The sequence below is a fragment of the Streptomyces sp. NPDC059957 genome, assembly GCF_042730015.1.
Classification (GTDB): domain Bacteria; phylum Actinomycetota; class Actinomycetes; order Streptomycetales; family Streptomycetaceae; genus Streptomyces.
Genome location: NZ_JBHWMB010000028.1, coordinates 12,304 through 27,616, shown reverse-complemented (window position 1 = coordinate 27,616; position 15,313 = coordinate 12,304). Strand labels below are relative to the sequence as shown.

General features: G+C 71.4%; 15 protein-coding genes. 10 read left to right on the top strand and 5 right to left on the bottom strand.

Going from position 1 to position 15,313, the window contains the following annotated elements:
* The first annotated feature begins 252 nt into the window (after positions 1 to 252).
* The gene (locus tag ACFWBW_RS20040) at positions 253 to 510 is read left to right on the top strand and encodes a WhiB family transcriptional regulator (RefSeq protein WP_385374238.1); all 258 of its coding nucleotides are present in this window, start codon (positions 253 to 255) and stop codon (positions 508 to 510) included.
* 15 nt (positions 511 to 525) lie between these two features.
* Here the strand turns inward: ACFWBW_RS20040 and ACFWBW_RS20035 are convergent, their stop codons facing one another.
* The 3 genes from ACFWBW_RS20035 to ACFWBW_RS20025 all read right to left on the bottom strand — a co-directional run bounded on the left by ACFWBW_RS20035 (position 526) and on the right by ACFWBW_RS20025 (position 3,472).
* A complete protein-coding gene (locus ACFWBW_RS20035; protein WP_385374236.1) occupies positions 526 to 1,005 on the bottom strand; it encodes a RidA family protein in 480 nt (159 codons plus the stop codon).
* A gap of 89 nt (positions 1,006 to 1,094) precedes the next feature.
* Positions 1,095 to 1,979 carry a zinc-binding dehydrogenase gene (locus tag ACFWBW_RS20030; RefSeq protein ID WP_385374234.1) on the bottom strand — a complete coding sequence of 295 codons (885 nt, stop codon included), beginning with the start codon at positions 1,977 to 1,979 and terminating at the stop codon, positions 1,095 to 1,097.
* Positions 1,980 to 2,191: 212 nt separating this feature from the next.
* A complete protein-coding gene (locus ACFWBW_RS20025) occupies positions 2,192 to 3,472 on the bottom strand; it encodes a M6 family metalloprotease domain-containing protein (RefSeq protein WP_385374233.1) in 1,281 nt (426 codons plus the stop codon).
* 432 nt (positions 3,473 to 3,904) lie between these two features.
* On the opposite strand from ACFWBW_RS20025, the gene ACFWBW_RS20020 reads away from it, so the two are divergent.
* The 4 genes from ACFWBW_RS20020 to ACFWBW_RS20005 all read left to right on the top strand — a co-directional run bounded on the left by ACFWBW_RS20020 (position 3,905) and on the right by ACFWBW_RS20005 (position 7,530).
* Positions 3,905 to 4,603 (top strand): TetR/AcrR family transcriptional regulator, encoded by a 699-nt coding sequence (locus tag ACFWBW_RS20020; protein ID WP_385374376.1) that lies wholly within the window; start codon positions 3,905 to 3,907, stop codon positions 4,601 to 4,603.
* An 85-nt stretch (positions 4,604 to 4,688) separates the two neighbouring features.
* On the top strand, positions 4,689 to 6,224 hold the full coding sequence (locus ACFWBW_RS20015) for an MFS transporter (RefSeq protein WP_385374231.1): 1,536 nt from the start codon (positions 4,689 to 4,691) through the stop codon (positions 6,222 to 6,224).
* Positions 6,225 to 6,359: 135 nt separating this feature from the next.
* Positions 6,360 to 7,154, top strand: coding sequence for a dioxygenase (locus ACFWBW_RS20010; protein WP_385374229.1), 795 nt, complete (start codon positions 6,360 to 6,362; stop codon positions 7,152 to 7,154).
* Positions 7,147 to 7,530 (top strand): hypothetical protein, encoded by a 384-nt coding sequence (locus ACFWBW_RS20005; protein WP_385374227.1) that lies wholly within the window; start codon positions 7,147 to 7,149, stop codon positions 7,528 to 7,530. The genes ACFWBW_RS20010 and ACFWBW_RS20005 overlap by 8 nt, the downstream gene beginning before the upstream one ends.
* On the opposite strand, the gene ACFWBW_RS20000 is transcribed toward ACFWBW_RS20005, so the two are convergent.
* The gene (locus tag ACFWBW_RS20000; protein WP_385374225.1) at positions 7,502 to 8,149 is read right to left on the bottom strand and encodes a Uma2 family endonuclease; all 648 of its coding nucleotides are present in this window, start codon (positions 8,147 to 8,149) and stop codon (positions 7,502 to 7,504) included. The two genes, ACFWBW_RS20005 and ACFWBW_RS20000, sit on opposite strands and share 29 nt — an antisense overlap.
* A 526-nt stretch (positions 8,150 to 8,675) precedes the next feature.
* On the opposite strand from ACFWBW_RS20000, the gene ACFWBW_RS19995 reads away from it, so the two are divergent.
* The gene (locus ACFWBW_RS19995; RefSeq protein WP_385374223.1) at positions 8,676 to 9,653 is read left to right on the top strand and encodes an RNA polymerase sigma factor RpoD/SigA; all 978 of its coding nucleotides are present in this window, start codon (positions 8,676 to 8,678) and stop codon (positions 9,651 to 9,653) included.
* 276 nt (positions 9,654 to 9,929) lie between these two features.
* Here the strand turns inward: ACFWBW_RS19995 and ACFWBW_RS19990 are convergent, their stop codons facing one another.
* On the bottom strand, positions 9,930 to 10,904 hold the full coding sequence (locus ACFWBW_RS19990) for a helix-turn-helix transcriptional regulator (protein WP_385374221.1): 975 nt from the start codon (positions 10,902 to 10,904) through the stop codon (positions 9,930 to 9,932).
* 63 nt (positions 10,905 to 10,967) lie between these two features.
* Between ACFWBW_RS19990 and ACFWBW_RS19985 the strand changes: the two genes are divergently transcribed.
* The 4 genes from ACFWBW_RS19985 (at position 10,968) to ACFWBW_RS19970 (ending at position 14,888) form a co-directional block, all read left to right on the top strand.
* Positions 10,968 to 12,563, top strand: coding sequence for an MFS transporter (locus ACFWBW_RS19985; RefSeq protein WP_385374219.1), 1,596 nt, complete (start codon positions 10,968 to 10,970; stop codon positions 12,561 to 12,563).
* A gap of 139 nt (positions 12,564 to 12,702) precedes the next feature.
* Complete coding sequence (locus ACFWBW_RS19980; protein WP_385374218.1) at positions 12,703 to 13,464, top strand: DeoR/GlpR family DNA-binding transcription regulator; 762 nt, start codon at positions 12,703 to 12,705, stop codon at positions 13,462 to 13,464.
* Positions 13,461 to 14,429 (top strand): 1-phosphofructokinase, encoded by a 969-nt coding sequence (pfkB, locus tag ACFWBW_RS19975; RefSeq protein ID WP_385374216.1) that lies wholly within the window; start codon positions 13,461 to 13,463, stop codon positions 14,427 to 14,429. The genes ACFWBW_RS19980 and pfkB overlap by 4 nt, the downstream gene beginning before the upstream one ends.
* Positions 14,430 to 14,576: 147 nt before the next feature.
* Positions 14,577 to 14,888: a peptidase inhibitor family I36 protein gene (locus ACFWBW_RS19970; protein WP_385374214.1), complete on the top strand. Its 312-nt coding sequence runs from the start codon at positions 14,577 to 14,579 to the stop codon at positions 14,886 to 14,888.
* Positions 14,889 to 15,313: the final 425 nt, after the last annotated feature.

Below are 15,313 nucleotides of genomic sequence, written 5' to 3'. Positions count from 1 at the left end.
ATGCGCCGACCCGTTCACGTTTCCGGCGTCTCCCCGCTGAATCGCAGGTCAGGCCTTTACGTTGGGGTAATTCCACGGAAATCGGGGTGAGCCCGAGGACTCCGGTTCATGGGATCGGTGACTGCCGGCACCCCGGCCGGGGACCGCACTACGGCCGATCGGCACTGCCAGCTGGTGCCCAACGGCTCTCATCCATGCCGTCCGCCGCTGCCAGCCTGGAAGGAGACAGCGATGTGAAGGAGAGTGCCGGCCATGGGGATCGCGCTTCCGCGGCCCGCCCCGGACGACGACTGGTGGAAGGAGGCGAGGTGCACCTCCGACGAGGAGTGCGCCGAACTCTTCTACTCCGAGGCCTCGGGCTCCGCCGCCCGGGCCAAGCGGATCTGCTTCTCCTGCCCGGTCCGCAGTGCCTGTCTGGAGTACGCCCAGGAGATCGGCGAGAACTCCGGGATCTGGGGCGGGCTCACCGGACACGAGCGCCGCGCCCGCAGGCGGTACGGCCGCCCCTGACGGGGGGCCGGCGCCCTAGAGGCCCATCGGAGCGTGCAGTTCGACGAGGATCTCCACCTCGACGGGGGAGTCCAGCGGGAGCACGCTGACGCCGACCGCGCTGCGGGCGTGGATGCCCGCGTCGCCGAAGGCGGTGCCCAGCAGCTCGCTCGCCCCGTTGAGCACGCCGGGCTGTCCCGTGAAGTGCGGGTCGCTGGCCACGAAGCCGACCACCTTGACCACGCGCTTCACGGCGGAGAGGTCCCCGGCGACGGAGGTGATGGCGGCCAGCGCGTTGAGCGCGCACTGCTGCGCCAGCTCCTTGGCCTGCTCCGGGGTGACCTCGGCGCCGACCTTCCCGGTGAGGGGGAGGGCGCCGTCGACCATCGGGAGCTGGCCGGAGGTGTACACGTAGTGCCCGCTCTGCACGGCGGGCACGTAGACGGCGACCGGCGAGGGCGTCGGCGGCAGCTTCAGACCGGCGGCGGCGAGGCGCTCTTCGGGGGTGCTGGTCATGGGCGGATCTCCTCGTGGTCGCTACCGCAGTCTCTGTCTCTGGCGCTGTCTCTGTCGCCGGCTCTGTTTCTGCCGCTCCAGCTCCGGCTCTAGCTGTCGGACCGAGGGAAGATGATCACCGGCTTGATCATCCCCGGCTCCTTGGCGGCGAGCCGCCCGAAGGCCTCCCCGACCCGGTGGAACGGGAACTCGTGCGTGGTGATCACCGTCGGGTCCACCAGCCCGTCCCCGATCAGGTGCAGCGCCCGCGCGAGCCGCGCCCCGCTGCTCTGCGGCGGCCGGCAGCGGGCGTACGTGATCTTCCCGCTCCCGGACAGCCCCCCGCGGGCGGCCCGCGCGGCGGCGGGCGCGGCCGTCGCCATGATCGCGCGGTCGGCGCCGGCGCCGCCGGTCAGCTCCAGGATCCGCTCGGTGGTGTCCTCGTAGGCCGGGTCGATCACCACGTCGGCCCCGAACCGCAGGGCGAGGCGCTGGCGCTTCATCTCCGGCTCGACCGCGATGACGCGTGCTCCGCGCAGCCGGCCGGCCGCGATGGTCGCGCTGAGCCCGACCGCGCCCTGGCCGAAGACGACGACGCTGCCGCCCGGGGGCGGCCCGGACTCCTCGGCGGCGGCGAAGCCGGTGGGGAGCGCGCCCGCCGCGTAGAGGGCCTGGTGGTCGGAGATGGTGTCGGGGAGCGGGACCAGCCCGGCTCCGGCCGCCGGGGCGCGGAAGAACTCGGCGAGCCGTCCGTGGCCCTCGACGCCGACGCGCCGGCCGACGTAGGAGGGGCAGACCCCGGGGCCGACGGTCTCGACGACGCCGACGGCCTCGTGGCCGAGCCCGGTGGGCGCCCCGGCGGCGGTGTGCCCGTCCCAGGCGCAGATGAGCGCGGCCGTGGTGCGTACGAGGACCTCGCCCGCCCGGGGGTGGGGGACGGGCCGTTCCAGCACGGCGGGCGGCTCGCCGGTACGGGGCAGCGCGAAGGCCTTCACGGGTTTCCTTAACTCGGCGATGCACGGCTAGGTCGTCTCTTTCGGATCTTGCCGGGCGGCGCGGGCCCGGCAAGATCCGAAAGAGACGGCCTAGTTCCCAACCATGCGGGTACGGATACGACACGGCGGGGGGCCGTAGGTCGCTTGTCGGCGGGCCGAGCGTCAGCATTTGGAGCCGCTGCTCGTCCCGCCTCACCCGCGGAGCACACCGCTCAAGGCCGGGTGACCCGGACCTGGTAGCTGCCGTTGCGCAGCTCGCCCACGACCGAGACGCTGATGCCCGACTTCTCGTCGGTGAAGGTCTCGCCCGGCCGGAACGGCGCGTCCGAGAGCTCCGCGTGCACGTTGGACCGCCGGGTGCAGCCGCCGCTCGCGGAGGAGCTGTCGGAGACGGTGACGGGCCCGCGGCCGGTGTCCACCTCGGAGTCCACCTTGTAGATGAGCACTCCGGGTTTGCAGACGGCCTCGTCGTTCCCGGCGCGGGTGCGCACCTCCAGCGCGTACCCGGCGCTCTCCGAGACGGGGATGAAGGCCAGCTTCGTGCCGCCCTCCACGGCCAGCGGGCTCAGCACGTGGTCGCTGACCCCGGACTTCCCGGCGCAGCTGATCTGGTTGCTGTCGAGCCAGCCCAGCTTCCACTTGTGCCAGCCCAGCAGGTCGTTGTTGGCGCCCCAGTCCTCGCTCATGATGTCCCAGTGCCCCACCGTGCCGCCGCCGTCGGCGGTGTAGAGGTCGGGCAGGCCGAAGACGTGCCCGTTCTCGTGGGGGAGCACCCGGTAGCCGGTCTCCCGGTAGGTGCCGGAGCCGTCGTCCTGGCGGCTGTAGACGAAGGACGTGTTGGCGAGCGGGACGCCGTCGGCCATCGGGGCCTCGCCGTTGCCGGAGAAGGTGACGGAGAGGACGGTGTCGAGGGCGGAGGGGCCGGCGTTCGGGGTGACCAGGATGTTTATCAGGTCGTACCGGGAGAAATCGACCTCGGCGTCGGAGGTTTTGATGATGTGCTCGACGAGCTGGCGGTAGCCGGGCTCGTACGCGGAACCCCGCTCGATCCCGTACGCCGCGAACGGCATCGGCATCCGCAGCCAGTTCTTTATCGGCGCCTCGGCCCGGTAGGTCAGCCGCCCGTAGGAGCTGACGCGGAACCAGTCGGACGTCTGCGGGAAGAACTCCGCCATCCGGTCGGCCGCCGTGCCCTCGCCCTTGGCGTCGGGGAAGTCGATCATCAGGTTCAGCGCCCGGACCTCGCCGGTGGAGCGCGAGTACCCCGGCGCGGTCGGCAGGCCCTCGGACATCTGCACGCCCATCGCGCCGGTGATCCGGCAGGGCGCGAGCATCGACTCGGCGCTGGTCGCGCCCACGGGGCCGGCCGCCGAGTGGCTGCGGCTGGATATGCCTGCGCTCGCCGTAGCCGTGATGCCGAGGGCCAGCGCGGTGATGCCTACGTACACGCTGGTGCGGCTTGGCTTGCGTATCCGGTGGCGCGTCTGCGGCATGGAGATCGGCCTTCGGGTCCGCGGCAGCCGGCCGGGTCCGGACTGCGCTCTGTGGGCTCACCCTCCGACGGCTGGGGCGGGCTCGCGCGTCGGGAGAGGCCAAACGGGATCAAAGGGCCTGGAGTGGTGTGACCCAGGTCACACGGAAGAGTGAAATAAGCGGGGACCCTCTCCCCGTTTGAACCAGAGTCCCCGCGAACCGGGGAGCTGCTCCCCGTTTCGACGGGAGCGAGCTGCCCACCCGGACGTACGCACCGCCCCGCCACTCACCCCGCCAGGGAGTCGTTCATGAAGAGCCCCGCCACCACCGATCCGGCGGCCCTGCCCGTGCCGGGCCCGGAGGCCGACCTCGACCTCGCGGCTCCGGCCGCGGGTGCCGCGGGGGCGGGCGCGGGAACGGGGGCGTGCGCGGGTGCGGGCGTGGCCGCGGCCGTGCGTGCGGCCGCGGGCAAGGTCAAGGCGGCGGGCAAGCGGGCCCGTACCGGCGGCACCGGCACCGGCACCGGCGCGGTCCCGCGTCCGCGAGCCGACGCCGTCCGCAACCGGGAGCGCATCCTGACCGCCGCCCGCGACGTGCTCGTGGAGTTCGGCCCCGCCGCCCCCCTCGACGAGATCGCCCGCCGGGCCGGCGTGGGCAACGCCACGCTCTACCGGCACTTCCCCGACCGGCCCGCCCTGATCCACCACGTCGTGCTCTTCGGCCTGGACCGGGTGGCCGGCCTGGCCGTCGACTCCCTCGCCGAGGAGCCGGACGCCTTCGCCGCCCTGTGCCGCTTCACGCACGCGGCCGCGGAGGAGCGGATCGGCGCCCTGTGCCCGGTGCTCTCCAGCGACTTCGACCACGACCACCCCGAACTGCTCTCCTCCCGCGAGGCCTTGGAGGAATCCGTCGAGGCCCTGCTGGCCGCCGGCCGCTCCTCCGGGCTCGTGCGCGCGGACATCGGCGTCGGCGACCTGATGATCGCCCTCTCCCAGCTCAGCCGTCCGCTCCCGGGCACCGGCTGCTTCGACGCGGACGTGTTCGTCCACCGTCATCTCCAGCTCTTCCTCGACGGGTTGAGGGCCCCGGCCCGGTCCGAACTGCCGGGCTCGGCGACGACGCTGGCGGACCTGAGGCGGAAAACCATGTGACGCCTCCGGAGCGCGCCCCCTAGCGTCGTAAAGCCACCCTAACTATCCCTTTTCAGTCATCTCGCACCACGAAGTGGGTACCCCCATGTCAAAAACAGCCGCGAACCCGCCGCTGTCCGTCGCCGGCGCCGATCCCAGTCGCTGGAAGGCCCTGGTCTTCATCGCGCTGGCGCAGCTGATGGTCGTCCTCGACGCCACCATCGTGAACATCGCCCTGCCGTCCGCCCAGACCGACCTCGGCATCTCGGACGGCAACCGCCAGTGGGTCATCACCGCGTACGCGCTGGCCTTTGGCGGACTCCTCCTCTTCGGCGGACGCATCGCCGACAAGTGGGGACGCAAGAACGCCTTCATCGTCGGCCTCATCGGCTTCGCCCTGGCCTCCGCGCTGGGCGGCGCCGCACAGGGCGAGGCCATGATGCTGGGCGCCCGCGCCCTCCAGGGAGCCTTCGGCGCACTGCTCGCGCCGGCCGCGCTCTCGCTGCTGGCCGTCATGTTCACCGACGCCAAGGAGCGCGCCAAGGCCTTCGGCATCTACGGTGCGATCGCCGGTGGCGGTGGCGCCGTGGGCCTGATCCTCGGCGGCGTCCTCACCGAGTACCTGAACTGGCGCTGGACCTTCTTCGTCAACATTCCGTTCGCGATCATCGCCGCCGTCGGCGCCTGGATGATCATCCGCGAGCCGGCCGGCGGCCGTAACCGCGCACCGCTCGACGTCCCCGGCGTCCTGCTGTCCACCACGGGTCTGGTCGCCCTCGTCTACGGATTCACCCGAGCCGAGTCGGCCGGCTGGTCGGACGGCCTCACCGTGGGCATGTTCATTGCCTCCGTGGTGCTGCTCGGCGCGTTCGTCCTCGTCGAGTCCCGCACGGCCCACCCGCTGCTCCCGCTGCGCGTCCTGCTGGAGCGCAACCGCGGCGGCGTCTACCTCTCGCTGGGCCTCGCCGTCATCTCGATGTTCGGCCTGTTCCTCTTCCTCACCTACTACCTGCAGGTCGTCAAGGGCTTCTCGCCCGTCACGACCGGCTTCGCCTTCCTCCCGATGATCGTGGGCATGATCGCCGGCTCCACGCAGATCGGCGCCCGCCTCATGACGCGGGTCCCGCCGCGCCTGCTGATGGGCCCCGGCTTCATGGTCGCCGCCAGCGGCATGCTGCTGCTGACGCAGCTCGAGGTCGGCTCCTCCTACCCGGCGCTGATCCTGCCGGCGCAGCTGCTGCTGGGCCTCGGCATGGGTACGGCGTTCATGCCCGCCATGTCCCTGGCCACGTACGGGGTGAATCCGGCCGACGCCGGTGTCGCCTCCGCGATGGTCAACACCTCGCAGCAGGTGGGCGGCGCGATCGGCACCGCCCTGCTGAACACGATCGCCGCCTCCGCGACGACCGCGTACCTGACCGACCACGCGGCCGAGGCCGCGGCGGGCGGCCCGGCGGCGAAGCTGATCCAGGCCCAGGCCATGGTGGAGGGCTACTCCTCCGCGATCTGGTGGGCGGTCGGCATCCTGGTCGCCAGCTCGCTCATCGCCCTGACCCTCATCACCACGGGCAAGCCGGGTGCGGGCGACCCGGTCGCCGAGGGCTCGGACGCCGACATGAAGATCCCGGTGATCGCCCACTGAGCCCCTCTGCGCAAGCGGGGTCGGGCTTCCGCTCCCCGGTACGGGAATGACTGATGACCCCGCATCGTTCAAATTTGAACGATGCGGGGTTAGTCTGTTCGTGGCGCCCCGCCGCGACGATTCCTGGAGCTCCCGATGCCGACGCCCGAAGCCCTGACCCCCACCCGGATGCCGGCGCTGTACCTGAGCCACGGAGCCCCGCCCCTCGCGGACGACCCGCTCTGGCCCGGCGAACTGGCCGCCTGGTCCGCGGACCTCCCCCGCCCCCGCGCGATCCTGATGGTCTCCGCCCACTGGGAGGAGGCCCCGCTCGCCCTCGGAGCCACCGAGCCGGTCCCGCTGGTCTACGACTTCTGGGGCTTCCCCGAGCACTACTACCAGGTCCGCTACGACGCCCCGGGCGCCCCCGAGCTGGCCGCGGCGGTACGCAAGCTCCTCAAGGCCCCCGGCACCCCCGTCCAGGACATCCCCGACCGCGGCCTGGACCACGGCGCGTACGTCCCGCTGGTGGAGATGTTCCCCGGGGCCGACATACCGGTGCTCCAGATATCCATGCCGACCCTCGATCCGCGCCGCCTGATGGAGATCGGCCGCAAACTGGCCCCCCTGCGCGACGAAGGCGTCCTCATCGTCGGCAGCGGCTTCTTCACCCACAACCTGGCCGCCCTGCGCCACACCGGCCCCGGCGTCCCGTCGTGGTCCGCCGAATTCGACGCCTGGGGCCACGAGGCACTGGCCGCCTCCGACATCGACGCCCTGCTGGACTTCGAAGCCAAGTCCCCGGCAGGCCGCCTGGCCCACCCCCGTACGGAACACTTCGCCCCGCTCTTCGTCACCCTGGGCGCCGCGCAGTCCGACCTCGCCACCCCCACCACCCCCGTCTCGGGCTTCTGGATGGGCCTCTCGAAGCGGTCCCTGCAATTTGGCTGACCCCGAGCAGCTCTGGTGCCCCAGCGGCTCGGCGTACGCGCCGGAGTCGCTGGTCCTCGGCGTCCGCGCGGGCCTGGACGGCCCCCCGGCCTACCTCCCCGCACCCCGCCCGGCGGCCGAGGCCCTGGCCGAGCTCGCCGACGGGGTGGAACCGCGCCGCCTGCTGCGCCTGGCCTCCCACTGCGTCCCGCACTGCCTCAACCGCGCGGGCGACACCTGCACCCTGGCCACCCGCCTGACGGCGTCCGCGATCCCCGCGGCCCCGCTCCCGCCGTGCCACCTCCGGCTTCGCTGCAAGTGGTGGACCCAGTCGGGCCCACCTGCCTGCCGCGCCTGCCCGCACGTCGCTACCCGCCACCCCGGACCGGACCGGTGACGTCCTGCCCGATGGTGAACCCCTTGGCGGGACCGGACGCAATCGCGACCGGGGTCCTGTATGCCGTCCGCGCCTCGTCCTCGTAGACGGCTTTATCGGGGTTGGGTGAGGTAAGCACGGTGACGGTGCCACCGTCGTCGAAGTCGTCGATCAGGACGTACACGGGAACGGCCGCCCGGGCGTAGTCGCGGCGCTTGCGTGTCCGGTCGCGCGTGATGTTGTCGCTTCCGGGGGAGACGACTTCAACGATCAGCTTTACTGCGGAGGCGTCGACCCCGAGACCGTCCTCGGTGACGTGCTCCTCGGTGTCCTCCAGTGCGACGAACAGATCGGGGATCCACACCTTGCGTTTGTGGATGACGTTCATGTCCTGGCGAGCGGCGAACTCGCCGCCGGCGAGGAATACGACGAGTTGATCCCTCAAGCGATTGACCGTACGGCCGTGCGAGTAGCGACCCGTGGGTGACACCTCGATGAACCCCTCGACGATCTCGGCGTGGTAGCCCTCGGGGAGTTCCATGGCTTTCCATGCCTGCCACAGGACGTCGTCAAGGTCCGACGGAGGGGTCGCGACCTTCGGCATTACGGCCTCCAGCGTCTCGTGGGCGAGAGCGGTCATGTGCAGCACCTCCTCTGAGTGTGGGCGCCGCCGGCCGGAGGGCACAAGCGACTCTCCGACGCTCGGGGAGCGACCGCTCATGCCGCAGGAATATGCCGTGCCTTCACTCGGACGGGTAGGTCATCGTTCGTCGAGGCAACCGGACGCCGCCGAGGCTCGTCTCTTGGGGTGGGAGTGCAGCCTGGGACGGCGCTGTTCCAGGGGCGAAAACGCCCGTGTCAAGTGTGACGGTGGTCTCACCGGGCGCTGACCGCACGGGCCCGCCGGGCATCCGAAACGGGCCGGCACCCCCGCCCTGACCTGCGCCTCTTCGAGCTCCGGTGGCGCCGCCGATCCTCCCGTACCAGGGGGCGGCGGGGCAGGATACTGCAAGATCTCGAAAAACAGGGAGCAACGTGGGAATTCTGTCCCGATTCCAGTCGTTGTTTCCTTCGGAAGCGGGCACTCGGGAGAGTGTCCGGGCAGCCGAACCAGCGCAGCCGAACCACCGCACCACAGCGACCGAACTCATCGCAAGGGAGCACGCATGGCAACCCGCGCCGTCGCCCGTCGTCAATCCGCGAGCAGCGCTCGCGCTGTGAGCGGGGAGATCGCAGACCGCGACCTGGTCGGCATGTACCTGGACGAGATCGCGCGTACCCCGCTGCTCGACGCGGCCAAGGAAGTGGAGCTCTCGCAGATCATCGAGGCGGGCGTGTACGCCCAGCAGATCCTCGACGGCGCGATAGAGCGCAAGGGCAAGAAGCCCTCCCGGGAGGAGCTCGAATTCCTGGCCGCCGAAGGTGAGCGCGCCAAGGAAGTCTTCATCCGGTCCAACCTCCGCCTGGTCGTCGCCGTGGCCCGTCGCTACCCGCGCAGCGGGCTGCCGCTCCTCGACCTCATCCAGGAGGGCAACGCCGGCCTGGTCCGCGCGGTGGAGAAGTTCGACTACGCCAAGGGCTTCAAGTTCTCCACGTACGCCACGTGGTGGATCCGCCAGGCGATCACCCGCTCCATCGCCGACCAGTCCCGCACCATCCGCCTGCCCGTCCACCTGGTCGAGGAGCTCGGCCGGATCCGCCGGGTCCAGCGCGAGTTCAACCGCGAGAACGGCCGGGATCCGGAGCACGCGGAGATCGCCGCCGAGCTGGACACGACGGAGAAGCGCGTCGGCGACGTCCTGGACTGGGCGCGCGACCCGGTCAGCCTGAACATGGGCGTGGACGAGGACGGCGACACGCAGTTCGGCGACCTGCTGGAAGACACCTCGGCGATTTCCCCCGAGCAGTCCGTCCTCTCCCTGCTGCGCAGCGAGGAGCTGGAGGACCTGCTGGGCAAGCTGGACCAGCGAACCGCGTCGATCATCAAGATGCGTTACGGCATTGAGGACGGTCGAGAGCGTACGCTGACCGAAGTGGGCAAGCAGCACGGCCTGACCCGCGAGCGGATCCGTCAGATCGAGAAGCACGCGCTGCTCGAACTGAAGAAGATGGCCCGCGACACCGGCTTCGACGCGGTGGCCTGACCGGCCCCCAGACGAAGCCCCCCATACGAGCCCCCGGCGCCTATCCCCCCCAGGCGCCGGGGGCTCCCCTTTGCCCGTCCAGCCCCGCCGGGGTTCGATCTTTCAGCCGTCCGGCGTTTGAGGAGCGGGGTCTGGGGCGGAGCCCCAGGGGGTCCGGGCGCAGCCCGGTACCCCTCTTCCAGCCCGTCCGGCGCTTGAGGACCGGGTCCGGGCAGAGCCCGGGGAACGGTGGAAGGGCGGGTAGGGGGCGGCCCCCGCAGGGCTGCCCGCCAGGGGCTACGCCCCCGCCGCCTCCGCCAGCCGCGCCCCCAGCGCCCGCGCGGCCTCCACCAGAACCTCCGGCCCGTGCACGGTGAACGGCACCCCGGCCAGCGCCATCCGCGCCACCAGCCACTCCGGCGAGTCCGCCGACTCGAACCGCACCCGCACCCCGGCGCCGCCCCCGACCTCACCCCCGGCCCCGGGAACCACATGCTCCCGCACCCACTCGGGCAACCCCGCGGCCACCGCGAAGGTGACGTCGACCCGGTACGTGGACGACGCGGACTCCCCGCCCCGCAGCCCCCGCCGCACGAACTCCTCCGCATCCATCGGCAGCTCCCGCGGAGCGAACCGCGCCCCCGTCGCGCACGGCTCGCTCATCCGGTCCACCCTGAAGGTCCTCCAGTCAGCGCGCTCCATGTCGTAGGCCACGAGGTACCACCGGCTTCCGGTGCTGACCAGCCGGTACGGCTCCACCAGCCGCCGCGAGGCCACCCCGTCCCGCGCCCGGTACGCGAACCGCAGCCGCTCCGGCCCCGCCACCGCCGAGGCGATCGCCGTCAGCGTCCGCGGATCCACGCTCGCCCCGTCGCCCCGCGTCACCGCGACCGTCGCCGACTGCAGCGCGCCCACCCGGTGCCGCAGCCTCCCCGGCAGTACCTGTTCCAGCTTCGCGAGGGCGCGTACGGAGGCCTCCTCCACGCCCTCGATCGCGTGCCCGGCCCCCGCCCGCAGCCCCACCGCGATCGCGACGGCCTCCTCGTCGTCCAGGACGAGCGGCGGCATCGCGGCGCCCGCCACCAGCCGGTAGCCGCCCTCCGCGCCCAGCGTGGCCTCCACCGGATACCCCAGCTCCCGCAGCCGGTCGATGTCGCGCCGGATCGTACGGGCGCTCACCCGCAGCCGCTCGGCCAGCTCGCTCCCGGGCCACTCGCGCGGGGTCTGGAGCAGGGAGAGCAGGGAGAGGAGGCGGGCCGGGGTATCGGTCATGGCCCAAAGGTTGCCAGCCAAATAGGACACCAACTGACCTATATGCCGTCTAGGTTTCTCCTCATGAGCACCGAGACGACCCAGTCATCGCCCGAAGGAAAGAACGGGCCCGTACAAGAAGAGCGGAACGACCTTCCCGCAGAGACCACTTCGATCAGCAAGACCGGCGACGCCGACGCATCCGGCGGGCCCGCCGCGACCGGCGAGCCCGCGGCCCCGGCCGACCGCCGCCGCTGGATCGCCCTCGCCATCGTGATGACCGCCGCCTTCATGGACCTGGTCGACGTCACGATCGTCAACATCGCGATACCCCGGATGCGCGAGGACCTCGGCGCCTCCACCAGCGCCATCCAGTGGATCACCGCCGGCTACGCCCTCGCCTTCGCCGCCGGCCTGATCACCGGCGGCCGTCTCGGTGACATCTACGGCCGCAAGCGCCTCTTCCTGATCGGCATATCCGGGTTCACCGCGGCCTCGCTGCTCTGTGGCCTCGCCCCCAACCCCGACGTGCTCGTCGCCGCCCGCATCCTCCAGGGCGCCATGGCGGCCATGATGGTCCCGCAGGTGCTCGCGATCATCCACGTCACCTTCCCGCCGCACGAGCGCGGCAAGGTCTTCGGTCTCTTCGGCGCGATCATCGGCCTCGGCGCCGTCTCGGGCCCGATGCTCGGTGCACTGCTCACCGAGTGGAACATCGCCGGTCTCGAATGGCGCCCGATCTTCCTGATCAACCTGCCCGTCGGCATCGCGGGCGTGATCCTGGGCCGCAAGTTCATCTCCGAGTCCAAGGCCCCCAAGGCGCTGCGCCTGGACCTGGTGGGCGTCGTGCTCGCGACCCTCGCCCTGGTCATGCTGATCTTCCCGCTCACCCACGGCCGCGAGAACGACTGGCCCCTGTGGGGCTTCGTCTGCATGATCGCCTCGCCGCTGGTCTTCGGCGCCTTCATCGCCTACGAGAAGTACAAGATCCGCAAGGACGGATCCCCGCTCGTCGAGCTCTCCCTCTTCAAGGTCAAGAGCTTCGCGGGCGGCATCGCCGTCCAGCTGACCTTCGGCCTCGCGACCGGCATCTTCTTCCTCGTGTGGACGCTCTACATGCAGATGGGCCTCGGCTGGGGCGCCCTGAAGGCCGGCTCCACGGGCATCCCGTTCTCGATCGCCGTCTCGGCCGCCGCGGGCGTGTCCGTACAGAAGCTCGTACCGCGCTTCGGCCGCAAGGTGCTCCAGGCCGGCGCGCTGACCATGGCCGCGGGCGTACTCCTCTACATCTGGGAGTCGGACCGCTACGGCATGACCATCACCTCCTGGCAGATGGCCGCCCCGCTGATCGTCATGGGCATCGGCATGGGCCTGATCGTCGCGCCGCTGACCGACACCGTGCTCTCCGAGGTGCCGCGCGAGCACGCCGGCTCGGCGTCCGGGCTGATCAACACCACCGGCCAGATGGGCAACGCGCTGGGCCTCGGCCTGACCTCCGTCGTCTACTTCGGCTTCATCGAGGACGACCGGGTCTTCGGGCCGCCGTACGTCGACGCGTTCCACAACGCCATGTGGTGGGTCGTGGCCGTCATGGTCTTGATCTTCTCCGTGATGTTCATGCTGCCGCGCAAGGCCATCCCCATCGCCGAGCGCGAGGGCGGCGCGGAGCACGCGGGCTAGTCCGCACCCTCCGCACCCCCTCCTCACGGGCATGTCCGCTTCTGTTGGCGGGCGTGCCCGTTTGTTTTGTTTTCAGACGCCAACGGGCGTACTGTCCAAAGAACCCACAGAGTCGGGCATCGAACGGATCTGAAACCACATGTACGCACCGGAGCGCCAGCAGGAGATCCTCCGCCTCGCACGCGAGGCGGGCCGGGTCGACGTCCTGTCCCTGGCCGACCAGTTCCAGGTCACGGCCGAGACCGTGCGCCGCGACCTCAAGGCCCTGGACCGGGCCGGGCTCGTCCGCCGGGTGCACGGCGGTGCCATACCGGCCGGCCGCCTCGACTTCGAACCGGACCTCACCGAGCGCGAGGCCACCGCGGCCGACGAGAAGGACCGCATCGCGGCGGCCGCCCTCGCCGAACTCCCCGACGGCGGCAGCATCGTCCTCGACGCGGGCAGTACGGTGGCCCGCCTCGCGGCCGCCATCCCCGTCGACACCGCGCTGACCGTGGTCACCCACGCGTTGCCCGTCGCCGCCCGGCTCGCCGACCACACCGGGATCGACCTCCACCTCGTCGGAGGCCGGGTCCGCCACCGCACCCGCGCCGCGGTCGACGCCTGGGCCCTGCGCGCCTACGCCGAGATCCGCGCGGACGTCCTCTTCCTCGCGACGAACGGCTTCACGGCCGAGGGCGGCCTGACCACTCCCGACCTCGCCGAGGCCGCCGTCAAACGGGCCGCGATGGCAGCCGCCCGCCGCGTCGTCCTCCTCGCCGACTCCGCGAAGGCGGGCCGGGAACACTTCGCCCGCTTCGGCTCCTTCGCCGGCGTCGACCTCCTCATCACGGACCCGGGGCTCGACCCCGCTGAGAAGGCGGCGATCGAGGCCGCCGGTACGGAAGTTGTGCTCGTATGATCCTCACCGTCACCCCCAACCCCTCCCTCGACCGGACCTACGAGGTCCCCTCGCTGGACCGCGGTGAGGTACTGCGCGCCACCGCCGACCGGGTCGACCCCGGCGGCAAGGGCGTCAACGTCTCCCGCGCGGTGGCCGCCGCGGGCGTCCGTACGACGGCGGTCCTGCCTCTCGGCGGCACGCCGGGCACGATGATCGCCGAACTCCTCGGCGCCCAGGGCGTGGACGTCACGGCGGTCTCCATCGCCGGCCAGACCCGCTCCAACATCTCCCTCGCCGAACCGGACGGCACCCTCACCAAGATCAACGCCACCGGCCCGGCACTGACCGCGGCGGAATCGGCGCTCCTCCTGGAAACGGTCCGCACCTGCTCCGGCGGCGCCGACTGGATCGCCTGCTGCGGCAGCCTCCCGCAGGGCCTCGCCCCCGAGTGGTACGCCGACATCGTGACCCGGGCCCACGCCGCGGGCACCCGCATCGCCCTGGACACCTCCGGCCCGGCGCTGCTCGCGGCGCTGCCGGCCCGCCCGGACGTGATCAAGCCGAACGCCTCGGAGCTCGCGGCGGCGGTGGGGCGGCCCCTGGCCACCCTCGGAGACGTCCTCAAGGCCGCGGAGGAGCTGCGCTCGCTGGGCGCGGGCGCGGTCCTGGCCTCCCTCGGCGCGGACGGCCAGCTCCTGGTCTCCGAGGAGGGCACCTACTACGGCACGGCGGCCGTCTCCTCGGTCCGCAGCAACGTCGGCGCGGGCGACGCCTCCCTCGCCGGCTTCCTGATCGCGGGAGGTACGGGGCCCGCGGCCCTGGCCTCCGCCCTGGCCCACGGCGCCGCCGCGGTCCAGCTCCCCGGCAGCGCCATGCCGGCCCCCTCGGCCCTGCGGCCCGACGCGGTCCATGTCACCCAGGACCTGCCCCTGGACCTCCCTCTGTCCGAAGTGCCCTCGCCGGAAGGCCCCTCCGGCGTTTGAGGAGCGGGGGCCAGGGGGCGGAGCCTCCAGAAACCCTGGGCATCGAACGGCCCAACTGACCGCAACACCCAAACACGCCGGTGCCCCGCCCCGTGACCTCACGCCGCGGGGCACTCGGCTTTCTGGTGGAGCCGGTCGGCTTCCGTGATGGCTGCGTCGCCTGGCTGCGCGTGGGGGTTCACGTGCGTGTACGCGGACCTGAACTACGCCGGGCGTAAGCTCCAGTGGGACCTGGACGGCACGAAGACCCTTGGGCAGTACGGGTTCCGCGACCAGACGACATCGGTGGCGAACAACGATCAGATCGGTGGCATGACGCTCATCGACTACCGGGACAACATGGTCGACCCGACCATCATCATCTGCCTCGGCTGCGCCTATGGTGACCTGCGGCAGCAGGACTACCCGGGCTGGGGCACCGGGGACTGGAACGACCGCGCTGACGCGCTGACCATGTAACTTATCGCGGCTTTGAGGAAAGGTGCCTGGCATGTCGGGTCGTACCGTTGCCTGGGTGTTGGTTGGGACCGCCGTTCTGGCCGGCGCACTCCTGTTCTGGTTCCAGCCGTGGAAGACCTGCGGTGACGACGCTGAGCGGATCGCGAACCGTCCCGCCGGGGCGGCGGTCGAAACGTGTGACGACTACCGGCGCTGGGGCCACCCCACGCGATGACTCCCTTGTGTTTCGCCCCTGCCGCAAGCCTGCGGCAGGGGCTTTGTCGTGTCCGGCCTGCATGAATGGCTTTCGGATTCATGGTCGGTCCACCGGCCTTGGCCAGGGCGGCTGTTAGCGCTAAGTGGTGGAACGCGAACCAAGCGTGATCGCTTGTTTCTCTGGTCCGACGCCCCCACACCGGCAGTTGGTTCCACCGCGACCAGCGCAG